Source organism: Bifidobacterium sp. ESL1133 (assembly GCF_058107325.1).
Window position 1 is genome coordinate 51757 of record NZ_JBYLUI010000002.1, and the last position, 23080, is coordinate 74836.

At 58.6% G+C, this 23080-nt stretch carries 19 protein-coding genes and 1 riboswitch; of the genes, 10 read left to right on the forward strand and 9 right to left on the reverse strand.

Going from position 1 to position 23080, the window contains the following annotated elements; all coding sequences use genetic code 11:
* The first annotated feature begins 1 nt into the window (after window position 1).
* Window positions 2-1366 (forward strand): LCP family protein, encoded by a 1365-nt coding sequence (locus AC3B5A_RS02465; protein WP_489798592.1) that lies wholly within the window; start codon window positions 2-4, stop codon window positions 1364-1366.
* A gap of 133 nt (window positions 1367-1499) precedes the next feature.
* Window positions 1500-1778: a WhiB family transcriptional regulator gene (locus AC3B5A_RS02470; RefSeq protein ID WP_489798593.1), complete on the forward strand. Its 279-nt coding sequence runs from the start codon at window positions 1500-1502 to the stop codon at window positions 1776-1778.
* 316 nt (window positions 1779-2094) lie between these two features.
* Here AC3B5A_RS02470 and AC3B5A_RS02475 read toward each other — a convergent pair whose 3' ends face one another.
* Both AC3B5A_RS02475 and ychF read right to left on the reverse strand, forming a co-directional pair.
* Window positions 2095-2862, reverse strand: coding sequence for a Fic family protein (locus tag AC3B5A_RS02475; protein ID WP_489798595.1), 768 nt, complete (start codon window positions 2860-2862; stop codon window positions 2095-2097).
* A 30-nt stretch (window positions 2863-2892) separates the two neighbouring features.
* Entirely contained in the window at window positions 2893-3981 is a 1089-nt protein-coding gene (ychF, locus tag AC3B5A_RS02480) for a redox-regulated ATPase YchF (RefSeq protein ID WP_489798597.1), read from the reverse strand.
* A gap of 152 nt (window positions 3982-4133) precedes the next feature.
* Between ychF and AC3B5A_RS02485 the strand changes: the two genes are divergently transcribed.
* On the forward strand, window positions 4134-4343 hold the full coding sequence (locus tag AC3B5A_RS02485; protein WP_489760641.1) for a hypothetical protein: 210 nt from the start codon (window positions 4134-4136) through the stop codon (window positions 4341-4343).
* On the opposite strand, the gene AC3B5A_RS02490 is transcribed toward AC3B5A_RS02485, so the two are convergent.
* A complete protein-coding gene (locus AC3B5A_RS02490) occupies window positions 4254-5240 on the reverse strand; it encodes a GMP reductase (RefSeq protein ID WP_489760619.1) in 987 nt (328 codons plus the stop codon). The genes AC3B5A_RS02485 and AC3B5A_RS02490 overlap by 90 nt on opposite strands.
* A 225-nt stretch (window positions 5241-5465) precedes the next feature.
* Window positions 5466-5652: riboswitch (Lysine riboswitch) on the forward strand.
* A 111-nt stretch (window positions 5653-5763) separates the two neighbouring features.
* Between AC3B5A_RS02490 and AC3B5A_RS02495 the strand changes: the two genes are divergently transcribed.
* A complete protein-coding gene (locus AC3B5A_RS02495) occupies window positions 5764-7290 on the forward strand; it encodes an amino acid permease (RefSeq protein WP_489798599.1) in 1527 nt (508 codons plus the stop codon).
* A gap of 94 nt (window positions 7291-7384) precedes the next feature.
* Here the strand turns inward: AC3B5A_RS02495 and AC3B5A_RS02500 are convergent, their stop codons facing one another.
* From AC3B5A_RS02500 to AC3B5A_RS02510, 3 genes are all read right to left on the reverse strand, one after another.
* Window positions 7385-7963, reverse strand: coding sequence for a Type 1 glutamine amidotransferase-like domain-containing protein (locus AC3B5A_RS02500; protein WP_489798600.1), 579 nt, complete (start codon window positions 7961-7963; stop codon window positions 7385-7387).
* Between the two features lie 65 nt (window positions 7964-8028).
* Complete coding sequence (proC, locus tag AC3B5A_RS02505) at window positions 8029-8835, reverse strand: pyrroline-5-carboxylate reductase (RefSeq protein WP_489798602.1); 807 nt, start codon at window positions 8833-8835, stop codon at window positions 8029-8031.
* Window positions 8836-8952: 117 nt separating this feature from the next.
* Window positions 8953-10311, reverse strand: a complete 1359-nt coding sequence (locus AC3B5A_RS02510) for an alpha/beta fold hydrolase (RefSeq protein WP_489798604.1) — start codon at window positions 10309-10311, stop codon at window positions 8953-8955.
* A gap of 206 nt (window positions 10312-10517) precedes the next feature.
* Between AC3B5A_RS02510 and AC3B5A_RS02515 the strand changes: the two genes are divergently transcribed.
* On the forward strand, window positions 10518-12977 hold the full coding sequence (locus AC3B5A_RS02515; RefSeq protein WP_489798606.1) for a sensor histidine kinase: 2460 nt from the start codon (window positions 10518-10520) through the stop codon (window positions 12975-12977).
* Between the two features lie 38 nt (window positions 12978-13015).
* Window positions 13016-13831: a response regulator transcription factor gene (locus tag AC3B5A_RS02520; RefSeq protein WP_489798608.1), complete on the forward strand. Its 816-nt coding sequence runs from the start codon at window positions 13016-13018 to the stop codon at window positions 13829-13831.
* Window positions 13832-14052: 221 nt separating this feature from the next.
* Here the strand turns inward: AC3B5A_RS02520 and AC3B5A_RS02525 are convergent, their stop codons facing one another.
* The gene (locus AC3B5A_RS02525) at window positions 14053-16743 is read right to left on the reverse strand and encodes an ABC transporter permease (RefSeq protein ID WP_489798610.1); all 2691 of its coding nucleotides are present in this window, start codon (window positions 16741-16743) and stop codon (window positions 14053-14055) included.
* A 61-nt stretch (window positions 16744-16804) separates the two neighbouring features.
* A complete protein-coding gene (locus AC3B5A_RS02530; RefSeq protein WP_489798935.1) occupies window positions 16805-17671 on the reverse strand; it encodes an ABC transporter ATP-binding protein in 867 nt (288 codons plus the stop codon).
* 251 nt (window positions 17672-17922) lie between these two features.
* On the opposite strand from AC3B5A_RS02530, the gene AC3B5A_RS02535 reads away from it, so the two are divergent.
* The 4 genes from AC3B5A_RS02535 to AC3B5A_RS02550 all read left to right on the forward strand — a co-directional run bounded on the left by AC3B5A_RS02535 (window position 17923) and on the right by AC3B5A_RS02550 (window position 22759).
* Entirely contained in the window at window positions 17923-18792 is an 870-nt protein-coding gene (locus tag AC3B5A_RS02535) for a pyridoxamine kinase (RefSeq protein WP_489798612.1), read from the forward strand.
* Window positions 18793-19288: 496 nt separating this feature from the next.
* Complete coding sequence (locus tag AC3B5A_RS02540; protein ID WP_489760629.1) at window positions 19289-19714, forward strand: YraN family protein; 426 nt, start codon at window positions 19289-19291, stop codon at window positions 19712-19714.
* Window positions 19714-21240 carry a YifB family Mg chelatase-like AAA ATPase gene (locus AC3B5A_RS02545; protein ID WP_489798614.1) on the forward strand — a complete coding sequence of 509 codons (1527 nt, stop codon included), beginning with the start codon at window positions 19714-19716 and terminating at the stop codon, window positions 21238-21240. The genes AC3B5A_RS02540 and AC3B5A_RS02545 overlap by 1 nt, the downstream gene beginning before the upstream one ends.
* Before the next feature lies 1 nt (window position 21241).
* Window positions 21242-22759, forward strand: coding sequence for a DNA-processing protein DprA (locus AC3B5A_RS02550; protein WP_489798616.1), 1518 nt, complete (start codon window positions 21242-21244; stop codon window positions 22757-22759).
* On the opposite strand, the gene AC3B5A_RS02555 is transcribed toward AC3B5A_RS02550, so the two are convergent.
* Window positions 22677-23021, reverse strand: a complete 345-nt coding sequence (locus AC3B5A_RS02555) for an MGMT family protein (protein ID WP_489798618.1) — start codon at window positions 23019-23021, stop codon at window positions 22677-22679. The two genes, AC3B5A_RS02550 and AC3B5A_RS02555, sit on opposite strands and share 83 nt — an antisense overlap.
* Between the last annotated feature and the right edge of the window lie 59 nt (window positions 23022-23080).

Sequence of the window (23080 nt, forward strand, 5' to 3'; positions counted from 1 at the left end):
CATGGGCAACCGAGCAGGCGCATCCGGAAGCCAAGGCACACCGCCAAGCTTCACGCCCAACGGTCATGGGTACCGCACGCACTCCGACCAGAAGAACAGCGAAGGCTCACTGCCTGCCTTCTCCCCCAATGTCTCCCGTACTCGTCGCACATCCCATCCAGCACGCAGCTCCGCATCCTCCAGAACATCATCTTCAGTGAATTCTCGCTCTTCGGCGGCACCGACTTCGTCTCCTGCCTCCCAACCGAGGCGTTCCTCCGGCTCCACCAGCTCAGCGTCCAAACGACGGCAGCCTGTGGCACAACCTGCCCAACGCGGAACAAATGCCGGCAGAACAGCAGCCCCCTCTGCCTCCCGTACGCGCAGGGCAACGCCTGTTATGCCCAAGCAAACCGGACCCTCACGCACCGCCGCACGCCGGCACAAACCTGTGCGAACACTGCTCGCGCTGCTACTTGCCGTCATCCTTATCGCGCTGATCACCGGTTGGGTATGGGTGAACGGCAAAATCAATAAGGACGACTGGCTCACCAGCGCAACAAACACCGAGGGCACCGCCTGGCTCGTCCTGGGATCCGATGAACGCGACAATTCCGGCATCGGCGGCACTCCCGACGACACCCCCGGGTTCCGTACCGACACCATCCTGGTACTCACCAAACCCTCTCACGGCAACCCTTCGCTCATCTCCATCCCCCGCGACTCGTTAGTCAAAGAGGATAACACTTTGATGAAGCTCAACGCCGTTGCGCAAATCTACGGCAAAAAGAGTCTGGTGTCCCAAGTGGAGAACATCACCGGCAAAAAAATCCGACACGTGGCAGAGGTAAAGTTCGGTGGACTCAAGGACGTGGTCGATGCCATCGGCGGCGTGCATCTATGCTACGACAGCACCGTCAACGATCCGAACTCAGGCATGGATTGGCAAGCCGGATGCCACGATGTGGACGGCGGGCAAGCCCTCGCCTTCTCCCGCATGCGCTACTCCGATCCCCAAGGAGATTTCGGCAGAGCCGCACGCCAACGGCAGGTCATCGGTGCCATCATGACCAAAGCGCTCTCTGCAAAAACACTCAGCAACTTCGGCACCCTCAACAAACTCGCCAACACGGCACTCGCCGCGGTGGAAACCGATAATAAGACCAACCCGGCCACGCTCATCAGTATGGTGTCCGCGTTCAAAAATGCCACTGGGAAGAACGGGGTAAGCGGCAGCGTCTACTGGACCGATCCAGATTATCGAGTCAGTGGTGTGGGGTCGAGTGTACTGCTCGACGACGCAAAAAACCATGCTCTGTTCGACGAGCTGGCCAGTGGATCGCATGCGCCTGGTTCAGTCGGCACACTTGCCGAAAGCAAACAGTGAATCTTCCCACATAAGCCCGTTATGTTCTGAAACTTTCACACTGATTTTTACAAAACTCTTGAAAAAACGAACGTTTCGTGGTTATCTAGAGTAAGACAGATTTTACAAACAGCCGCAACGAAAGGCAGTGGACATGAGTAGTGCTCTTGATTGGCGTGCACAGGCAGCGTGCAGGGACAAGGACCCGGAGCTGTTCTTCCCGGTCGGCAACACCGGTTCGGCGTATCAGCAGGTCGAGGAAGCCAAGGCGATTTGCCGTACGTGCAAGGTGATTGACGCCTGCCTGAAGTGCGCGCTCGACACCAACCAGGACTACGGTGTCTGGGGCGGCATGAGTGAAGACGAGCGTCGCGCGTTGAAGCGTCGCGCCATGCGCGCTCGCCGCACGCAGAGCATGCAGATGCAGGTCTGAGCACTAGCCTAGACACATTAACTTCAAATGTGCGCCACCGTTCCCTTGCGAGCGATGGCGCACTTTCATGCTGCCAGTAGCAGAGCACCGTTTACGACCATGCCGCCTTACAGCAACGCAAACTTACGCAGTATGACACCTCAGCGCGAGGCTGCAGCAGATGTGAAAGCCTAAACGTACTTCTTCGGGCAGTCCGGAGATCCAGCCGCGCCGCTCGCGGGGTTGGTTTCACCGTCCGGCCAACACAGGGCACGCTCCCCACGCTCTGCCCCAGCAACACAGAACTATAGGGAATGAACCACAAAATCGCGCAGCCTCACTCTTCGCCAGTCTGCGTATCATTCCAATCGGCCAGCCATTGGGCCACTTGCGCGTCGCCGTTCACGTACCACTGCGAAAGCAAGTCGTTGAACGTCGAGCGGTCCGGGTCTTCGGTGGGGACGCTGAGCTCGCTACCAGCTCTGCGTGAGACACGAAGGCCGTTGGCGGCAAGCAATGCCGTACGTTTGTTGCCATCACCGAAGGGCTGCATCTTCGCGACGTTGATGAACAGCTTTGCAGCATCAAGGAGGCTACCCTGCGAACCGGCAGCCTTCCCCATCACTTCAACGAGCTTGCGCTCATCAGGCACACCGGGTTTGTAGACCCCGAGCTTGGTTCGCACCTGTACGTCATCGCTGCTACGAATGAAGCCCGGCTGCATGGCCGCAGTGCGGGTCAGGTGTGCGTTGATTTCGCACAGAAAATCCAAATCGAACGGCTTGCCAGCATAGTCGTAGTGCAACACGAACGCCGACGCATCCTTCAAATCAAGCAGCAGCGCCAAATCGGCACGCGAATTGACCACTTCGGGATTGCCTGTGCGCAGGAACTCCTCGGTGGCCATGAAGCTGGACTGCAACCCGTCGAAGGTGCGCCCCATAGAATACAGCAGCCCTGCCAGCCGCTTCGTGCTCAACAAATCGTCTGCTCGCTTCTCAGCATGAACACCTTGCAGAAGCTGGTTGAAGTGCGACTCAATCTCTTCGGAAGTGCGCAGTACGGTTTCGTCGGGCGATTGCCACTCTCCTTGATTGTTATGCATGTCATCTTCCCCAAGCCCAATCAGTGGTTTTCACACGTTGAACTTGAACTCTACGATGTCACCGTCTTGCATGACGTAGTCGCGGCCTTCCTGGCGCAGCTTGCCAGCCTCCTTGATCTCAGCCATAGAACCGCCCGCAGACACGAAGTCATCGTATGAGACGATGTCGGCCTTGATGAACCCACGCTCAAAGTCGGAATGAATCACGCCGGCAGCCTGCGGAGCCGTCCAACCTTGGTGAATCTGCCAGGCGCGCACTTCCTTCTCCCCCGCTGTCAGATACGTCTGCAGACCGAGCACGTCGAACCCTACGCGGGCCAGCTGATCGAGGCCAGACTCCTCCAAGCCGGCATCAGAGAGCATTTCACGGGCATCCGCCTCGTCCAGCTCCGTCAAATCAGCCTCGAACTGGGCATTGAGGAAGATGGCCTGAGCCGGAGCCACAGAGGCGGCGAGGCGCTGCTTGAGCTCGTCGTTGGCCAGCTCGGAATCGTCCACATTGAACACATAGATGAACGGCTTGGCGGTCATCAAGTGCAGGTCGTAGATATCGGCCTTGTCAATCTTGCCGGCCGCAGCCGCGTGGTCGATGGTCTCGCCTTCGCCCAAGATCTTCTGTGCGAGTTTGACCGCGTCCACATATTCCTGTGAAACCTTCTTGCCGCGCAGGTCCTTTTCGAGGCGCGGCAGTGCGTTCTCGATGGTCTGCATGTCCGCCAGCATGAGCTCGGTGTTAATCGTCTCGATGTCGTCCGCCGGGTCGACCTTACCGTTGACATGCACGATGTCGTCGTCCTCGAAAGCACGCACCACCTCGCAGATGGCGTCCGCCTCGCGAATGTTGGCCAGGAACTTATTTCCCAGGCCCTCCCCCTCGCTCGCGCCCTTGACGATGCCCGCGATGTCCACGAACGTGACGGTGGCCGGCACGACCTTCTCGGTGTGCACCAGATCCGCAAGCACCGGCAAACGCTTGTCGGGTAGCGGGACAATGCCCTCGTTGGGCTCGATGGTGGCGAAGGGATAGTTCTCCGCGAGCACGTTGTTACGGGTCAGAGCATTGAACATGGTGGACTTGCCCACGTTGGGCAGCCCGACGATTCCGATAGTTAAAGACATAATCCCAAGTCTACGTGTAGGGGTGACTGCTCGGTGTCAAATCAAATCTCGCGGGTTGTGTTCTGATGAACGCTTACGCGCAACTCAGGTACCCACCCGATAGTGCCGATAGGTAGAACGACGGTGGCAGTTCGCACAAAACCTACGAAGAAATCAGCTCGAAGCGATTAATCCGAGACGCTGCAAGAGAACTGAGCCACTCCGGTATCGGCACCAAGGCACAGCAGGCACTCACACGTCCTATGGCAATGACTCGTTACCACAATGATTCTCTATATGGCATCGCCGTTGAAAATCGAGTTTCGGACAATAACGTAGTCCACGTTGCGCAGCGACGCCAGATCGCTGCCGCCGGCGTATGAGATTGCGGACTGGAGATCCTGCTGCATTTCACGATAGGTGTCGCGCAGAGAGCCTTTGGCTCGCACCCAGATCTTCTTGCCTTCCACGTTTTTGCGTTCACCCTTTTGGAACTCGGAGGCGGACCCGAAATATTCCTTGTAGGTGACGCCGTCCTCCACCTTCGTCTTTCCCGGGGACTCCTTGTGCCCGGCAAACAGTGAGCCGATCATCACCATCGAGGCACCAAACCGCACCGACTTGGCAATGTCACCATGGGTACGGATGCCGCCGTCGGCGATGAGGGGCTTGCGCGCGGCCTTGGAGCACCAGTTCAGCGCAGATAACTGCCAGCCGCCGGTACCGAAGCCTGTTTTGATCTTGGTGATGCACACCCTGCCGGGACCGATGCCGACCTTAGTGGCATCAGCTCCGGCGTTCTCAAGCTCGCGCACCGCCTCGGGAGTTCCGATATTACCGGCAATGACAAACGTGGAAGGCAGACGCTTCCTGATATGCTCAATCATCGAGATGACGCTGTTGGCAAAGCCATGGGCGACGTCAATCGTGATGAAATCAACGCTTAGTCCGGCACTGGCAAGTTCGTCGATGAATTCGAACTCATCTGGTTTAACCCCGACGCTGATTGAGGTGAGCAGGTGTTTGGCGTTCATGGATTCAACAAACGCCAACCGCGCAGCCGTATTGAATCGATGCATGATATAGAAATACCCGTCGGCAGCGAGTTGCTCGCATATACCCTCGTCGACGATGGTCTGCATATTGGCGGGCACAACCGGCATCTTGAACGTGAAATCACCCAAACGCACGCTCGTATCGCACTGCGATCGAGAGTCCACGATGCACTTGTTGGGGATAAGTTGAACATCTTCGTAGTCAAACACCTGAATATTAGACATGGCTGGTACCTCTCACCTATCGTTGCGTTACATTTTCTCGTCAGTCCACGTTCTGGAATTGGAACAGCGACCCAAAAGTAGGAATTGAGACCCAAGACACATTATACCGGGGCATCAGACACACATCACGGCGTAGCCAAGACTGGACGAGCATCGGCCGGCATCCGCAATCCGCTCCTGAAATCCAGGATGTCTTGAAAATCCCATATCATGTTGCCTGTTATCAATCACAGAAGAGGTCGCTGAGTTCATCAGTACCCGAAGCAAGGCACGGCGATGCCGAGGAACTTCGGGAAAAGGGGACCCAGCCGAAATGCCCGTAGTTTGCCGGCGTCGGGTGTTGGGACCGAATCCAACAGGTTCGGGACTGTCGCGACAGGAGCAATCCATGCCGCGGAGCGCTATCGATGAATCAACGAACCTTTGTGCGATGATGCCAAAAGCAGTGTTACCTGCATACCGCATTCCTCCGCATCGGGCCGAATATCACGGTGACTCTTCCTCAGGAGAGAGGATACGGGGCATGCGGGCAGACACCACGCAACCACCGAGCGACACAGACAAATCAGCTGCTGTCCAGAATACGGAGACAACAAGCAACCAGACAGGGGCCGCGCCACATCACGGCGGCGTACAACGCGGTCTCAAAACCCGTCATGTTTCCATGATTGCACTTGGCGGATGCATCGGCACCGGTTTGTTCATGACGTCCGGTTCCACCATCTCCACTGCAGGCCCCGGCGGTGCGCTTGTGGCCTATGCCGCCATGGGCATCATGGTCTACTTTCTGATGACCAGCCTCGGTGAATTGGCGACCAACCAGCCGGTCTCCGGATCATTCGCCACCTATAACGCCAAATATGTGGATCCGGCACTCGGTTTTGCCATGGGGTGGGCCTATTGGTTCAACTGGGCCATCACCGTGGCCGTCGAAATCTCCACCGCGTCGCTGCTGATCAAATACTGGCTGCCGAATTCCCCTTCATGGATCTGGAGCGCCGTCATACTGACGGTCGTCTTCCTGATCAATGCGGTGAGCGTCTCCACATTCGGCGAGACCGAATACTGGCTTTCGATGATCAAAATCGTCACGGTGCTCATCTTCCTGGTACTCGGCTTCGCCATGATCTTCGGCATCATGTTCCACCCTGCCGCAGGCCTTGCCAACTTCACCATCAAGGATGCGCCGTTCGTGGGCGGATTCCCCGCCATCCTCTCCGTGTTCCTCGTCGCAGGCTTCTCCTTCCAAGGCACGGAGATGATAGGAGTGACGGCAGGCGAGTCTGACGACCCGCATACCACCGTGCCCAAGGCAATCAACAGCGTGTTCTGGCGGATCCTGCTGTTCTATATCCTCGCCATCTTCGTCATCGCTGCGCTCGTTCCCTACACCAGCCCGAATCTGCTCGCGGCAGCGGACGGCGACGTGGCGATGTCACCATTCACCTTGGTATTCAAACGCGCCGGACTGGCATTCGCGGCCAGCCTGATGAACGCCATCGTGCTCACCGCTGTGATCAGCGCCGCCAACTCGGGCATGTATGTCTCCACGCGCATGCTCTACTCGTTGGCACAGGATGGGCAGGCTCCCAAGTTCTTCGCCAAGACCACCAGACGCGGCATTCCTCTGGCTTCTCTCGTTGCCACTACGATTGTGGCTCTCGCTGCGTTCGCCACCTCGATCTTCGGCGAGCAGATCTACATGTGGCTAGTGGCGGCCTCCGGACTGCTCGGGTTCATCGCTTGGGTGGGCATCGCCATCAGCCACTTACGTTTCCGACGTGCGTTCGTGCGTCAGGGGCACCAGCTTTCCGAGCTGAAATATCACGCCAAGCTGTTCCCGATCGGCCCTATTGTCGCGCTGATATTGTGCATCGTGGTGATATGCGGACAGAACATCGACGCGTTCGTACATTGGGATTGGCAGCAGATCGGCGTGACCTACATCGGCATTCCGCTGGTGCTGGTGCTCTATATCGGCTATAAAATCAAGTACCATACTCATATTATTCCGCTTGATGAGGTTGATGTGAGCCCGCATCAGCTTTAAATCACCACATCGCGCAACAAAGCCGCACAAACCGAAAAAGCCGCTCCCTGTCGCCGACAGAGGACGGCTTTTCTGCTTCCCGTGTCTCAGCTCGCTATACCGATAGCCGATACACCGCGTCCCCATCTACGGAGATGACTTCCTTGTTGGTGATCGGCCGCACGTCAAGGGTATCGCGGAATCGTGCGGTAATATCCTCTGCAGCCCTACCTTGCAGCACTCCTCCCCAGTGCGGCACTACACTTATTGAGGTCAGACCAAGTCCTTTTCTCTGACGGCACTCCTCCTGCTTGCATGGCATATCCATACGTGCAATATAGCTGATATCAGGGCTTGCCACCACAGCGCCGGCAGAGACACCGAGGTACAGAGCACCTTGAGCAGTGGCCTCAACGATGGCATCCGCCGCACCGCTGCGCCGCAGGAGGTCAAGCAAGTAAAACGTCATGCCCCCACCCACACATATGGCCTCGGCACGGCGAATCGTTTCCTGAACTTCTTCCCTGCCGGCCCGCGCCACGTCAAGCAGGTGCACACGAAAACCAGACGCTTTCAAGTGTTTCACAGCCATTGGCCGAAGTAGCGATTCGGCAATGATTCCACCGCGATCCGCGGAGGGAATGTACACCATGGTGCGAGACGGGGAACCCATCTTCCTCAGGTCACTGCTCATATAGGCGCTCAGTACCGCCGGTAGCGTTGAAGCAAGCAACATCCTCATATCACACCGCCAGTCGTTCAGCCGTTCTGAATGGCATCCACGCCAGAGATAACCGCACCTCGGAACCCGGACTTCTCCAATTGGGTGACACCTTTGATGGTGGTGCCTCCAGGAGAGCATACGGCGTCTTTCATCGCTCCTGGATTGACACCGGTCTGCAGATACAAGGCACCCACACCTTCCACCATCTTGGCTGCCAAGCGGTACGCTGCCTGACGTTGCAAACCGTATTTCACACCTGCGTCAGCCAGAGCCTCGATATACATGGCGGTAAACGCCGGAGCGCAGCCAGCCACCGAAGAACCGATGTCCATATGATCCGAGTCAAGGCGTTCGATAAGCGCAATGGGCGAAAACAGCGCTTGAAACAATTCCTGCTGCTTGTCGCTCAACGTGTTGTCGATCTCAGTAACCAGCACACCTTGCCCTGCTTCAATGGGAGTATTGGGAATCATGCACTGCACATGTGCCCCACTGCCCAACAGTCCTTTGAAATAGTCCAGGTTGCGCCCGGCCGCCACGGATACGACGCACTTGTCTGGGTCTCGCAACTCGTCAATCACTTCGGCGAGCGCCGACTCGATCTGGTATGGCTTGACTGCCACGACAACCACGTCGGCAGCTGCTACGGTCTCTTGCGCATTGTGCATGGGCCGGGCGCCAATGGCTTGGCAGGAGCGCTGCACCGAATCGAAGTGTGCCGAGTTGGCTACGATTTGATCGCCGCGCAACACGTCGCCGTTGATCAGTCCTTTGGCGATGCCTTGAGCCATGTTGCCGAATCCGATGAATCCAATGGTGATGTTACTGAGGTCTACTGTCATTGCTGCTCCTTGTGCTGTAGATGTTCTTACTGTTGCTGGTGACCATGGTATCAAGAATCTGACGTGTGATTCACGACTGCGTATACCAGGGCAAAATCACCATACGAGGTGCTCCGACTACGCGAACAGCATCTCGAGATCCCCACGATTGAGTGCCTCGTTGTACAGGTGAGAGAACACCTGCCCTCCGTGTACACCGTCATGCTCGAATTCGTTGGTGACCCATGCGTGCGAGCGACCGACTTTGGAGAGGGTGTCGAGCTGAAGGCCGGAGTCCACATACATGTCGTCGAAGTACACGGCCGCTTGGAGCGGCACCTCGTTGCGTTGCAGCTGGTCGAGGTCGTAGAGTTTGCCGAAATGAGTGTCTTGCATAAGCAGTTCGACTGCACCACGATACGGTCTGAGCGCACGTTCCTGCTCGAACATCCAAGGGAATATGGATTCTCCGGTGAACAGTAGCGGCCTGCGGGCACCACCGAATTGAGGCATGGTATCGCGCACTTGCTGAGCTGCCCATCCGGTGGGTGCGTCTAGTTCTCCGTCGGCGTATATGGCTTCCTGCAATGGCCAGTACAGGGGCGTGGACGAGGTGGCTTGCATAACCGATTCAAGGAATTGGTCAGAAAGCGGGGACTCTCTGCTCGCTGACCCATCTGCGGCTTGGAAAGCCGAATCGAGAATCCAATGAAGGCGTTCAAAGCTGGGCTTCATACCAAAGTCACCACCCAGAGTCTGGAATCGTTCCACGCTGAGCGGGTCTCCGTTAGGCAATATCACCGGGTTGGCTCGATCCGATAACCGCTCGGCCACCACTGCCACACGTTCCTCGTCCATAGGGTAGCGCTCGTAGAACTGTCGCGTTTTACGTTCCATACGTGGGAACGTATGCTCATATACTTCGCGCGCACTGGCAGGGACGTGCGGAATACCGCCGGTGGTGAAGCTGACGGAAACGCCTTGCGGGAAGGCCGAAAGGTACGCCAAGGTGAGGAAACCGCCATAACTCTGACCTAACGTCGCCCAGCGCCGCCCGCCGAATTCGGTGAGACGTATGTGTTCGAAGTCTCGAATGATGGAATCGGCCAGGAAATGTTTGATATAGCTTTCCTGCTCCTTCGCCGAACCAATCGCGTTGATGACGTTGGAGTCGATTCGCGAGGAACGGCCGGTGCCACGCTGGTCCGGCAGCACCACCCGAAAATGCTTGACGGCTTGCGATATCCATCCTTCGCTAGAAGGTGTGAGTGGCCGCGGCCCTGCTCCCCCGGGCCCTCCCTGAAGGAAGACCAACAGCGGCAGGTCGTCATGTACATGTTCCGGAGCCGTGACGACACGGTAGAACAGGTGCAACGTCTCACCGGCACCGCCACCAAAGCCCGACCCTGGGATCGTACCGTTCCAGTCGAGCGGCACGACAGAAGAGTGGTCTTCGATGTGCAGCCCAGGCACATAGTATTCGTTCAGCAATGTCATGGTCTCCCCCTCATCCGGTTTGCCTGCCGGATGCAGTCACGACCGGCGGTTATGGCTACCCTACACCACCGCGCAGGCACTGTTTGGGCGGACATCGCGTTCGCTTTGTACACCGCGCCATTACACGCGGTATCGGCATGTCGCCGTGTCCGCCCAACCGCAACATGGCCTTCTATTAGACTGGGTAGATACGGAAGGGAGCAAGCATGGTTCAACGTATGGTCACTTGGGTGCGCCGCCACACCAAGTTCAGCGACATACTGCTGGCCGTGGCATTGTGTGCATCTGCGACCATGACCTCCGACACGCGAGACGGCATTCCCGGGCTGTTGTTCCACAATTCCGGAAACGCTGTGTGGATGTGGACGGTGCTGTTGGCCATACCGCTCGTCTGGCGGCGCAGCAACCCCGAAGCCAGTGCACTGACCTTCGTCGGATTAGCCATCGCGCAGCTCCTGTTCGGCCCCATGCTGGTGATCACCGACCTCGCCGCGATGATCATACTGTACTCCGTGGTGGTATATGGCGAAGCCAAGCACGCCAAGCAGTTCATGGCTCTGTCCGTTGTAATGAGCCTGGCCGAGGCCATAGTCATCAACTCGACGCTCAGTCTCGGCCCCTTGCTGAGCACCTACGGCATCCCCACCATCGTCGGCGGAGGCGTCTGCGAGGCCGCAGCCAGCGATGCTTCAAAACCGGGATGCGCCGGTTTAGGGGTCGTCGGCTTGTTGGAGACCTTCGCCATCATCGTCATATTCATGCTGGCCGCCTGCATCACCGGTTATTGGCAGCGCGCCCGGCACCGAACCGTGGCCATATTGCGCGAACGCAACGCGGCCATCACCGAACGCGACCTCGAAGAACAGCACATCGCCCGTCTGGCCGAGCGTGCCCGCATCGCCAGAGACATGCACGACGTGGTGGCGCACACCCTGTCCATCGTCATCGTCCAGTCGGATGGCGGCCGGTATGCGGGTGCCCATGATGTGCGCGTGGCACGCACCACGATGGAGACGATTCGCGAGGAATCAGACCGGGCTCTGCGCAGCATGGGCGGCTTATTCGGGGTGTTCGGCGAAGTGCAGCACCACGATTACGGGGACATCGACGCACTCGTGGAGGAGGCGCGCCGGTCATCGTCGGATTCCATCGAACGCACCACGACCGGTACACCGAACCCGGATCTGTTGAACGGGCCGGCCGGCACCGCGGCGTTCCGCGTCGTGCAGGAAGCCCTGACCAACATACGCAAATATGCAGGACCGAACGTGCACGTTACCATTGAGGAGCATTGGGACGAGGCGCAGGTACAGTTCACGATTCACGATGACGGGCGCGGCGCCGCAGCTGCCCTTGACCGGCATAAACCGGGATATGGACTGTTGGGCATGCGCGAGCGCATCGAGGCATTGGGGGGCACGGTGACTTCCGGCCCATGTATCGGCGGAGGATTCTCGCTTATCGCCACCATCCCGTATGACTGCGCACGCAAGTCCTCCACCGATACACAGCCTCGCCTCCGACCGGTTATATTGTCACGCGACCAAAACACCCAGCGTACCTCGGCATCCCAATCCCAGATTCAGCCTGCCGCTGCCACGCCCGCCCCGGCAGGCTTCGCTGCAGTCGCGACTTCGCAGCGCATTCCGGAGCAGGAACACATCAATGTGGTGGAACGGTTCTCACATTGGGCCGAACGGCATTATCTGAGCGTCGACATCACCCTCACCGCAATACTCGTCACAGTGCTGACCGCATGGCCGGAAATCGGTTTCTCCATGACCATGAACTACGATTCGATGACCATCATCGACCGTCCTTCTTCGCATGCCACCGCTTTTCTGGCTGCGCTGTTCATGGGAATACCATTGGCGTTGCGGCGTCGGTTCCCGCAATCCGGCGCCGTCTTCGCCGCAACCGTCACCCTGGTGCATATCGTCTTCTTCCCTTCAGTCCCCTTTACCGACATCATGCTCTCCCTCGTGCTGCTGTATTCAGCTTGTTTGTACGGTCCAAGGCGTGCGGCCGTATGGTCGAACGTCATGGCATTGGCACTATGCGCGGCGTTCGCCGGCAAAGCCTGGACGATGACCATCGGATACACGACGACATGGCGCTGGCTCATGGCCGCCCCCTCCCTGCCGCACTCCGTTTACAGGGGAGCATGGATGTTCATACTGCCCATCGCGCTCACCGGGTATGCGATATGCATCATCGTCATCGCCGCGGCGCTGTGGGTGCGTCTGCGCGGCACCAACTCCATCGTGCTACGCAGCCATGCCGAAGCGTTGGAGGCTGAGCGGGACAAGCAGAATGTGCTGGCGGCCAACGTAGAACGCGAACGTATCAGCTCAGAGATACAGGCCGATGTCAGCCGGGCTTTGGGCGGGGTCATCGCCCAGACCGATGAGGGGCTGCGATTGCTCGACAGCATTGAGGCTCAGCGGACGGGTGCCCTTGAAGGAAGCGGTCTTTCTGTGGCACAGTCATCCCAGATCGCCGCAGCGTTCAAGGCAATCGGAGAGCAGGGACGGCAGGCGTTGGAACATATGCGGCATCTGCTCCAGGTACTCCGGCAGAACGAGGAAAGTCCCGATGGCGCCCAATCACGCGAGCCGAAGCTGCATCCGGTACAACCTAATGCCACGCAATCGCTGGGTGTCTGAACCGAACCTTTGCCGAGCCGGGTTGTTAGAGTGAAGGCATGAACGAAACATCATCCATCCGAGTGCTCATAGCGGACGATCAGGAGCTGGTACGTGCCGGGTTCGCGATGGTGATCGATTCCCAGGATGACATGGCCGTGGTCAGTCAAGCCTCCAACGGCGACGAAGCGGTGGCTACCAGCGCCGAGCTGCAACCTGACGTAGTGCTCATGGATGTGCGTATGCCCGGCATGGACGGCATCGAAGCCACCAGGCGCATCACCGACACCGCCGAGGCGGCTGGGCGGACAGTGCGTGTCATCATTCTCACCACTTTTGATTTGGACGAGTATGTGATGAGCGCCATCAACGCCGGGGCATCCGGATTCCTGCTGAAGGACACCGAGCCGGAGACGCTGCTCAGTTCGATCCGAACCGTCTACCAAGGCAATGCCATCATTGCGCCGAGCGCCACGAAACGTCTTATTGAGAAGATGAGTGAAACCTCATCCGGTGCAGGCCACGTGTCAAGCCCCTCGCTCTCGCAGCGCACCTCCATAGAGACTAACAACAACGCCGTCAATTCCCCGACCGTCGGCTCGGAAGGTGAAGGATCCTCGGCCGCTGGCATGACTTCACCGGATGCGGCAGCCACACCCGTGTTCTTCACCGACCCCGAACTTGACGACCTGACCGACCGAGAGCGCGAAGTGCTCATCGAGGTGGCGCACGGCCTGTCAAATCAGGAGATTTCCGACAAGCTGTTCATCAGCATGCCTACCGTCAAAACCCATGTGGCTCATGTGCTGTCCAAGATTCACGCCCGCAACCGTGTGCAGGCCGTGGTGTTCGCCTACGACAACCACTTGGTGTAGGGCTCCACCAGATATAAGAAGTCTGCGGGCAACGAGGACCGAAGGCAACCAGCAACAGACAACAGACAACAGACAACAGACAACAGACAACAGACAACAGACAACCATAGCAGGCATCTTCGGTAACGAAATGAGGGTGTGCCCCTTCCCCACCGATTGGTAGGAAGGGGCACACCCTCATTCTTCCTTCGCATACTGTCGCTTCAGCGGCAATGCTAAGGTCAGGCTTCGGCGAGCGCCTCCACCGGTGGCGTCTTCACCGCACGCCGCGCCGGGAAAATACTGGCTCCCAGTGCAGCCACAACGGCGATGACCAGCAGCACGATGGTATACGACCAGTTGAAGGAATATATCACATTGCCGTAGAAGCTGAAGACCATGTAGGATCCCAACCAGCCAAACCCGGTGCCCAAGGCAATGCCCAGGATGCCGTTCACCACCGCGATCAGCAGGGCTTCTACTGCCAGCGAGCGTTTAAGCTGGCCGCGAGTCATACCCAGTGCACGCAGCGTGGCCGACTCGCGAGTGCGTTCAATGACCGAGAGGCTGAGCGTGTTGGCCACACCGATGAGGGCGATAAGCACCGCTACGGCAAGCAACCCCACCAAGACCGCCATGATTTGGTCAATGGCCTGATCCCACTGCTGCCGGGCTGCCGCCGGGCCGGTCAAGGTCACTCCTTCAAAGTTGGCGGCCTGTTCCTGCAGTCGTGTGAACACTTTCATGTTCTGTGAACCGCTGGCCACGCTGCCGAGCAGAATATGCCCGTCCGTGTTCAGGTCTCCGTTGGTAAAGTGCGATATGTCCACGAATCCGGTGAATGATTCCTCGCCCACTTTACGGAAGTCAACCTGCTGAGTGTTGAGCGTCAGCTTACGTTCTTCGGGCTGCGAGGTCGCTTCCTGGCCTTGCTGGTCGGGCTGATTTCCACCGTTCTGCTGCAGCAATGTCACGCGGTTGCCGAAGTCGAGTTCTTTGCCGCTGACACCGTCGACTTTCGACAGCAGCACTGCATTGGAGTCCAAGGTCATGCCGTCAAGTTTGGCGTGCAGCACTTTATGCAGGCTTTGCATCGAGTCCACACCGATGACGGTCACCGACTTCTCGTCGCCGTCTGTGCCCTTAATGCTCGCCACTGCCGTGGGTGCATACAGCGTATCCTTCACGCCTTGCACTGCAGAGAGTTTGTCTGCAGTGGCCTTGTTCAGCCCGGATCCGGAAGCGGTCATGTCGACGCTGTAGTGCTCATCAAGCGTACTGTCCACGGTCGCTTTGCCGCTGGCTGCACCTGTGGCGATGGTGGAAACCAAGGTGACGCCAATGAGCAGAGCCACACCGGTGGCTGCCACGCGCTTCGGGTTCTTCTGAATGTTCGAGTTGGCGATGTTGGCGCTGGGGCCGATGTGAGACACCACCGCACCAATACCGCGCATGAGCACCGGCAACCAGAACGTGGCGGTGATTACCAGCCCCAGGAAGATAAGCGCACATCCGCCAATGGCTTGCAGCAGCGATGTGTCATACCCATTGCCGCTGTTGGCATCATCGGATTTGAGCAGAGTGGTCATGCTATGAGCACCTAAGTAGCACAGCAACGCTCCCAACGCCACCATGAGGGTGCCGGCAATGCCTCGTACTCGTCCTGCGGTTTTGGTTTCCATGGCTTCATATGGTCGCAGTGCTTCCAAAGGTGTGACATTGGTGGCGGAACGAGCCGAAGACAGGGAGGCGAGCACGGTAATGATCACGCCGAAGAGCAACGGCACCCAGATCACCGCAGGGGTGATGACCACATGTACGGGCGCTCCATCACCATTGAGAATATTGGTTTTGGCCATCAATGCCATCAAGCCAATGCCCGCCCCTATGCCAAGCAGCGAGGAGATAACGCCCAGCAGACCCGCTTCGGTGAGCACCGAACGGTACAACTGTCCCTTTTGCGCGCCGATGGCTCGCAGCAGCGCCAGTGTGCGGCGTCGCTGAGCCACCATCACCTGGAAGGTATTGGCAATGACGAGCGCGGCCACGAACATGGCCAGGATTCCGAAGACAAGCAGGAAGGTGGTGATGATCTGTGTGCCGCCCGAGCTCAGCGCCTTCATCTGATCGTCGCCAATCTTCTGACGGGTGTCAAGCTGGTAATGCTGCGGCATCATCTTGCGCAGGGCGGGAACTGCGGTATCTGCGGCCTGCTCGTCAATGTGGAACAGCACCGTGCTACTGGATACCGAGACTTGGCTGTAGTCCTTGACACCATTCATCAGCGCGAAGACGTTCTTGGACAGCACGGATGCACCACCGTACGAAGCGTACGCGGACTGCGTGTCGTGCGTCAGTCCCACCACGTGCAGCGTAAGTTTCGCCGGCAGCTTCGCACTGGTAGGAGCCGTCATCACATTGCTGCTGTTGGATTGGGTGTTCAGGGAGATCGTACTGCCGACGCTTGCCTTCAGCTCACTGGCCAGGGAGTCAGGCAATGCGATTTCGTTGTCCTTGCTGGGTTGGGTACCTTGAGCAATGTCGACCGGCAGCAGCGTGGCATCCGGTGACGTTGCCACGGCGTAGGTCATGGTCGTATGATCGCCGGTAATGGAGAACGGCGCGCTGACCGACGCTTCCGCTGCCTTCACGCCGTTCACCGAACGCATCTGGTCGAGGTGCAGTTCCCCGACTGTGGGCGAGGCGACCGAGCTGTCACCGGACATCTGAGCATCCTGGGTGTCGGAGTCGAGACCCATCACGTAGTTGGCTTTGCCGAATGACGCGGTGAGCTGGTCGGTCAGCGACCGTTCCATGGCGTTGCCGAAGAGGAAGGTGGAAGCGATGAACGCCGTGCCGATGAGAATGGCGATGCCTGCGGGAATAAGCATTTTCCCGCTTTTTTTCATAAGTTTGAGAGTGATTGACCACATATGTGTTTCCTTGAGAAGTTAAACCGTCACCTTGTTGACTGGGATGTGCGAGTCTGGCGCATCAGAACGCCTGAGACACGACCGGTTCGGATTCCTGCATGCGCCGCGTGGCCTGTTCGCGTTCCTGCATGAGCAGATCGCTCATCTGCTCGGCGTTCGGCTGGTGCACGTCGGCCACGATCTGACCGTCGGCGAAGACGATGGCACGGTCGGCATAGGACGCGGCCACTGCGTCGTGGGTGACCATGACGATGGTCTGTCCCAGCTCGCTTACCGAGCGTTTGAGGAAGCTGAGCACCTCGGCGCTGGATACCGAATCGAGGTTGCCGGTCGGCTCGTCGGCGAACACCACCTGAGGCTTGGTGATAAGGGCACGCGCGATGGCCACGCGCTGTTGCTGGCCGCCGGACAGCTCGGTGGGACGGTGCTTGAGCCGCTCCCCCAGGCCAAGCGTTTTGACGAGCATGCGGTACCAGTTCTTGTCGGCTTTGGCTCCTGCCAAGGTCAATGGCATCATAATGTTCTGTTCCGCGGTGAACATGGGCAGCAGGTTGAAGCTTTGGAAGATGAAGCCGATTTCGGTGCGGCGCAACTTGGTGAGGCCGTTATCGTTCATGCGGGTGATGTCGTGCCTGCCGAGCAGCACACGGCCGGACGTGGCTGAGTCTAGGCCGGCGAGGGTGTGCATGAGGGTGGATTTGCCGGAACCGGAGGGACCCATGATGGCGGTGAACTTGCCTTGCTCGAACCCGACGTTGACATGGCGCAACGCGTGCACCAGGTTCTCACCTTTGCCGTAATCCTTGACCAGGTCGATTGCCTGGACAGCGTAGGCGCGCTCGGTTCCTGCCGGACCATAGGCCGGAGGCTGCACCCCGGGTGCCGCGGCGGCATCGACGACCGAGGCGCCGGTGAACTCGGACGGCATGGTGTTGTTGGAATCGTTCATCGTAGAGCTCCATCTCATTGGTTGCTTTCGTTTATGATATGAAATTCTACGTGTCCGGTGACGGCGGCGACATCATGCGTTGGAACGAAATTGCGCTGAAGCCCAAAACAGCCCCGTCATCCCAAAGGATGAGCATAGGCCAACAGTTGGCGCTACCGGGAACTAGAGTCGGCAGTACCGGCGTGTGAGTTATGCAATAAGCGGCGGCATTCCCTATGAAAGGCAAAAAGATGACCGACACCCTGTACGACCGAAACCCCGACTATATCCCGCGTGTAGCCGCAGTGCACGACATGTGCGGCTACGGCAAATGTTCCCTGACCGCCGCCATCCCGATTCTTTCCGCCGCCGGTTGCGATGTGTGCCCCGTCCCCACGGCGCTGTTCTCCGCGCACACCAAATATTCGGTGTACACCTTCCACGACACCACCAGCATCCTCAACGACTATCTGGATGCCTGGCAGCAGGAGGATGTCGATCTGGACGGCGTATATAGCGGGTTCCTGGGGTCGGCCGAGCAGGTGGATCTCATCAAACGCCTGTACCGGGAATACCCCAAGGCGCTGCGACTGGTGGATCCGGTGATGGGCGACGGCGGGCAGATGTACCCGACCTATACGCAGGAGATGTGCGAGGCGACCGGCACACTGGCGGACGGCGCCGACGTGCTTATGCCCAACCTGACCGAGGCGGCGCTGCTGACCGGGCGTGACTACCCGGGGCAGAATCTGGACGAAGCACAAGTGGACGATTGGCTGGGTGCTTTGCTTGACCTCGGTGCCAAGAATGTGGTGCTCAAGGGCATCGACCGCGGTGACGGTACATTGCGCAACTATGTGGGACGACGTGAGAGCGGACGTGTAGTCAAGCATGAATTGGTGCACGAAAAGCTGCCCTACATGATTCATGGCACCGGAGATGCATTCGCCTCGGCGGTGTGCGGGGCTGTGCTGGCCGGCAAGCCGCTTGAACAGGCAGCCCAAGTGGCCGGCGAGTTCGTGCGCCACGCCATGGAGCATACGCGCCAACAGCCGCACTTTGAAGATCGTGGCGTGAGCTTCGAACTTGACTTGGGAGAGCTTACCGGCCTGGTCAAATAAGCACGGCACAGATAGTCGCGCCTATACGGACATACAAACACGGGCTGCAGTTGCGTACCGTTGTGTATCATCTGTGCAACATCTGCGCAACATCTGCGCAGCGCCGCCAGCAGCACGTCGTTATCACGAAGGTCCGCACTCAACAAAATGTATGTATTGGCTCCCGCCTTTGCATGCAGTTGAGCGCGGACCTTGTCAGCGCTGTGCCGCAATGAGGCGGGAGTCGGCAGCATGCAAGGGCGGTGATGCTTCCTCCACTGCCTTCTCCACATGTTCCGCCGTTGCCTCTCCGGTTATCCACAGACACGCCGGAAGGCTAAGGTTTCGTCCACATCGCTCTAAAATCCTTTGTTCGCAGTCGCCATTGTGGTTCTCTGGATGCATGACACATACCACAGCATCTACGACTCATCCATCGATACGGCCAGCAAGGCATGCTTTGCCTGGCAACCATCCCACGCGGTACACGCCACCGCCTCTCTACAGCGGAACATCCTTGCGGTTCCGCACTCCCCACCATCTCAGTGAAGCCGATTCTCTGGCATTACAGCTGCTTGACCCGACACTGTCCAGCCACCAGCTAGGAGCACTGGGCGAACAGTATGCTGCCGCGTGGCTCAAGCAACGCGATTGGCAGGTACTCACTCGCAACTGGCACACCCGGTTCGGTGAAATCGACATCGTCATGCTCAGCCCTGAGGACGTCATCGTCTTCGTGGAGGTGAAGACGCGGCGTTCCCTGCGCTTCGGCACACCACAAGAGGCCATCACCCGCAGCAAGCAGATCAATCTGCGACGAGCGGCCATGCTGTGGCTGAGTGAGGAAGGCAGACATGTGCGCCACACCAGCATCAGGTTCGACGCTCTGGCGCTGCTGGTCCAAGACGAGGTGACAGTACGTCACATTCAGGAGGCGTTCTGATGGTCATTGGCACCGCGATGTCAGTCGGGTTGGTCGGACTCAAGGCATTCACCATTCACATGCAGGCGTTCGTCTCCCCCGGACTGCCATATTTTTCCGTCATCGGTCTGCCCGACGCATCCTTGAGCGAAGCGAGGGAACGGGTCAAATCCGCCTGCCAGGCCAGCGGATTCTCATGGCCGCAGACTAGGGTCACCGTCAATCTCTCCCCCGCTTCGATGCCCAAGCGCGGTTCTTCCCACGACATGGCCATAGCAGTGAGCGTGCTGAGCGCATCCGGGGCGATTCCCGCCGACTGTTTGGCTCGGACAGTGGTGTTGGGCGAACTCAATCTGGACGGCACGGTGTTGCCGGTCACCGGAGTGCTGCCCATAGCGTTGTTCGCCAAGGAGCATGGTATCACCGATCTCATCGTGCCCAGTGGCAACGTGGATGAAGCTGCGCTGGTAGACGGACTTCGGGTACGGGGCGTGAGACATGTGGGAGAACTCATCGAGATGATGGGAGGCGATGCACGATACACCATTGCGGACGAGCGTCATACCGTCAACGATGTGGGACCTGAAAGCGGACATATGCCCGATGCGGGAGACATGGCCGATGTGGTGGGTCAAGAACATACCAAATGGGCATTAACCGTGGCGGCTGCCGGCGGCCATCATGTGCTGATGACCGGTCCGCCGGGATCCGGCAAGACGATGCTTGCCTCGCGCTTCCCAAGCATCATGTGCCCGTTGGACGAGCGGGAGCAGTTGGAGGTAGCGTCGATTCGTTCCCTGTGCGGCACGTTGGCCTCTCATGGTATCAGTGATATACCGCCGTTCGAAGCCCCGCACCACACTGCTTCGACGGCAGCACTCGCAGGTGGAGGGACTGGTGTGGCGTTGCCGGGAGCCATCACCCGGTCGCACTGCGGTGTGCTGTTCATGGACGAGGCACCAGAGTTCTCCCCCAGATCGCTGCAGACTTTGCGAGAACCTTTGGAATCCGGATATGTGGCACTTTCCCGATCGCGAGGCACAACGTACTATCCGGCCCGATTCCAGCTCATCATGGCCGCCAATCCATGCCCATGCGGTTACGGGTACGGCACCGGCGAGCGCTGCACCTGCCGAGAACGCGAACGGGTGCGGTACTTCGCCAGACTGTCCGGGCCCATCTTGGACCGCATCGACATCCAGATGGAGGTACCTCCAGTGGAACATATCGTCCAAGCAAACAAGGAGCAGGAATCAAGCGATTCCATACGAGCGAAAGTAACTCGCGCGAGAATGGCAGCCAAGGATCGTTTCAGAAAGCATCGTTGGGTATGCAACGCCCAAGCTTCGGGAACATGGCTGCGCGCCAATACTTCCGACAAGGCGATGGGCATCATCGACCGGGCATTGAGCGCCAACCGCCTGACCTTGCGCGGCGCCAACCGCGCCATGCGCCTTGCATGGACGCTGTCGGACCTGGCCGGATTGTCCTCTCCCGGTCCGGACGAGGTGTGGCAGAGCATCACCTTACGCACCAAGGAGCAGTGACATGACCGATACACGCCAACACACCGAATCTGCAGCAGAGATAGCTACCGCCAGCCACGTACCCGATGAGGACACGCTGGCTCGCGCGACGCTCACCTTTTGCATCGACGGCGCCGACGCACTCATGTTCGCGACCATCAAGGGCGCACAGGGTGCCATTGCGGCCTTGCGGCTCATCCACGAAACCAAGAGCGACAGCGCCGGTTGCAAAGCCAGTCAAGCTAAACTTGACGAGGTATTTGCAACAGGTACAGCGCGTTGGGGACGCAAGGTTAACGCTCGTGGCATGCAAGCATTCCATCGAGCCCTGCAACGTTGGCATCTGCGCCTTAATGCTTTGCCCAGCAACGACGAGAGCACTCTGATCGATTACTTCACCAACGGGGGCGAGCAATGGATCATAGGCCCCACTTCCCCATGCTGGCCCTCACAGTTGGACGATCTTTCCACCCGCAAAGAGTGGGCTACTCCGTTGTGCTTATGGGGATTGGGAGACCCCTATGCTTTAGTCAGCTGTTCGCAACCGGTCGCTGTGGTAGGTTCGCGCGGTACCAACGATTATGGTCGGTATGTGGCGCGTACCATCGCCGAGAATACAGCTGAGAATGGGCACCTCGTCGTTTCCGGTGGCGCGTATGGGGTCGATGCCGCAGCACACTGGGGTGCGTTGGAGAGCATGTCCAGGCTCGGCCCCGAGCATTCCGGCCGCACGGTTGCGGTATTTGCGGGAGGATTGAAGCATATGGGTCCGAGGCGCAACACCGACTTGTTTCAACGCATGCGCGAACAACGGGGCGCACTCATCAGCGAACTATGCCCCGATACGATTCCTGAAGCCAGACGGTTCCTACTGCGCAACCGCATCATCGCGGCGCTGTCTTCCAGTGTGGTCGTGGCACAGGCACGCACCCGCTCCGGCGCACTCAACACAGCCTTGTGGGCTGCCGACCTGGGACGCGAGGTCTATGCTGTGCCCGGAAACATCAACACTCCGGAAAACACGGGGTGCAATCATCTCATCAGAGACAATCGTGCCATGCTGCTCACCTCGGTCCATGAGACAGGTATCCGTCACGAAAGTCATGCACCGTCCGGCCTCCCGCACATAAACGCAATACCATGCACCACAGTGCCGGATGGCGAGGTCGCAATGATTACGTCATCCGCCGTCGCTCAATCAGCCACCGCCGGTTCAGAAGCACATGATCCAATCGACCATGCTTCGCTCAGCGAATGCCATCAAGCGATCATACGTGCGTACCGTAGGTGCCGGAACACCCGGATCGCCGCCACTCCCGACAATTTGCTCAACGCGCTCAACGCGTCCACTGCCGGCGGGTCTGGTTCCCAAAACGAGCCATGGACCATAGCAAAGCTCGGTCAAACGCTGGGAGCGATGGAATTGGAAGGTCTGGTCACCATGACCTTAGGAGTGGTCAGCCTTGCCACTGGCACTGTTCAAGGTCAACCACCCAGCCGTCCTCCCCGGCGTTCTCCCGATCGGAAGGACTTGGCATGAATCGCACACCTTCCTCTTCCAAAAGAGCGCGCTGCCGCATGGGACCGCCGAAAGCGAATCCCGGTGCCAGCGAACCGTCACGGAACACGACCCGATGGCAGGGAATGACACCTGGTTCGGGGTTGGCATGCAACGCGAACCCCACGAAACGCGCGTTGCGCGGATTGCCTGCGGCGGCCGCAACCTGGCCGTACGTGGCCACCCGACCGGCGGGTATGCTGCGCACCACGTCATACACTTTGGCATTAAACGATCCAGACATCGCTTCCATTGTCCACTCCGGCATCGTCAACACCACCACCCCAGTCACCAGCGGCAACA

Excerpts from the sequence above, each read along its gene's own strand:
- AC3B5A_RS02530 (WP_489798935.1), bottom strand. The coding sequence starts at position 17,671 with ATGCCGTCCGAGTTCACCGGCGCCTCGGTCGTCGATGCCGCCGCGGCA.
- AC3B5A_RS02515 (WP_489798606.1), top strand. The coding sequence starts at position 10,518 with ATGGTTCAACGTATGGTCACTTGGGTGCGCCGCCACACCAAGTTCAGC.
- AC3B5A_RS02545 (WP_489798614.1), top strand. The coding sequence starts at position 19,714 with ATGGTCATTGGCACCGCGATGTCAGTCGGGTTGGTCGGACTCAAGGCA.
- ychF (WP_489798597.1), bottom strand. The coding sequence starts at position 3,981 with ATGTCTTTAACTATCGGAATCGTCGGGCTGCCCAACGTGGGCAAGTCC.
- AC3B5A_RS02520 (WP_489798608.1), top strand. The coding sequence starts at position 13,016 with ATGAACGAAACATCATCCATCCGAGTGCTCATAGCGGACGATCAGGAG.
- AC3B5A_RS02495 (WP_489798599.1), top strand. The coding sequence starts at position 5,764 with ATGCGGGCAGACACCACGCAACCACCGAGCGACACAGACAAATCAGCT.
- proC (WP_489798602.1), bottom strand. The coding sequence starts at position 8,835 with ATGACAGTAGACCTCAGTAACATCACCATTGGATTCATCGGATTCGGC.
- AC3B5A_RS02525 (WP_489798610.1), bottom strand. The coding sequence starts at position 16,743 with ATGTGGTCAATCACTCTCAAACTTATGAAAAAAAGCGGGAAAATGCTT.
- AC3B5A_RS02500 (WP_489798600.1), bottom strand. The coding sequence starts at position 7,963 with ATGAGCAGTGACCTGAGGAAGATGGGTTCCCCGTCTCGCACCATGGTG.
- AC3B5A_RS02555 (WP_489798618.1), bottom strand. The coding sequence starts at position 23,021 with ATGTCTGGATCGTTTAATGCCAAAGTGTATGACGTGGTGCGCAGCATA.
- AC3B5A_RS02550 (WP_489798616.1), top strand. The coding sequence starts at position 21,242 with ATGACCGATACACGCCAACACACCGAATCTGCAGCAGAGATAGCTACC.
- AC3B5A_RS02490 (WP_489760619.1), bottom strand. The coding sequence starts at position 5,240 with ATGTCTAATATTCAGGTGTTTGACTACGAAGATGTTCAACTTATCCCC.
- AC3B5A_RS02470 (WP_489798593.1), top strand. The coding sequence starts at position 1,500 with ATGAGTAGTGCTCTTGATTGGCGTGCACAGGCAGCGTGCAGGGACAAG.
- AC3B5A_RS02535 (WP_489798612.1), top strand. The coding sequence starts at position 17,923 with ATGACCGACACCCTGTACGACCGAAACCCCGACTATATCCCGCGTGTA.
- AC3B5A_RS02465 (WP_489798592.1), top strand. The coding sequence starts at position 2 with ATGGGCAACCGAGCAGGCGCATCCGGAAGCCAAGGCACACCGCCAAGC.
- AC3B5A_RS02475 (WP_489798595.1), bottom strand. The coding sequence starts at position 2,862 with ATGCATAACAATCAAGGAGAGTGGCAATCGCCCGACGAAACCGTACTG.
- AC3B5A_RS02510 (WP_489798604.1), bottom strand. The coding sequence starts at position 10,311 with ATGACATTGCTGAACGAATACTATGTGCCTGGGCTGCACATCGAAGAC.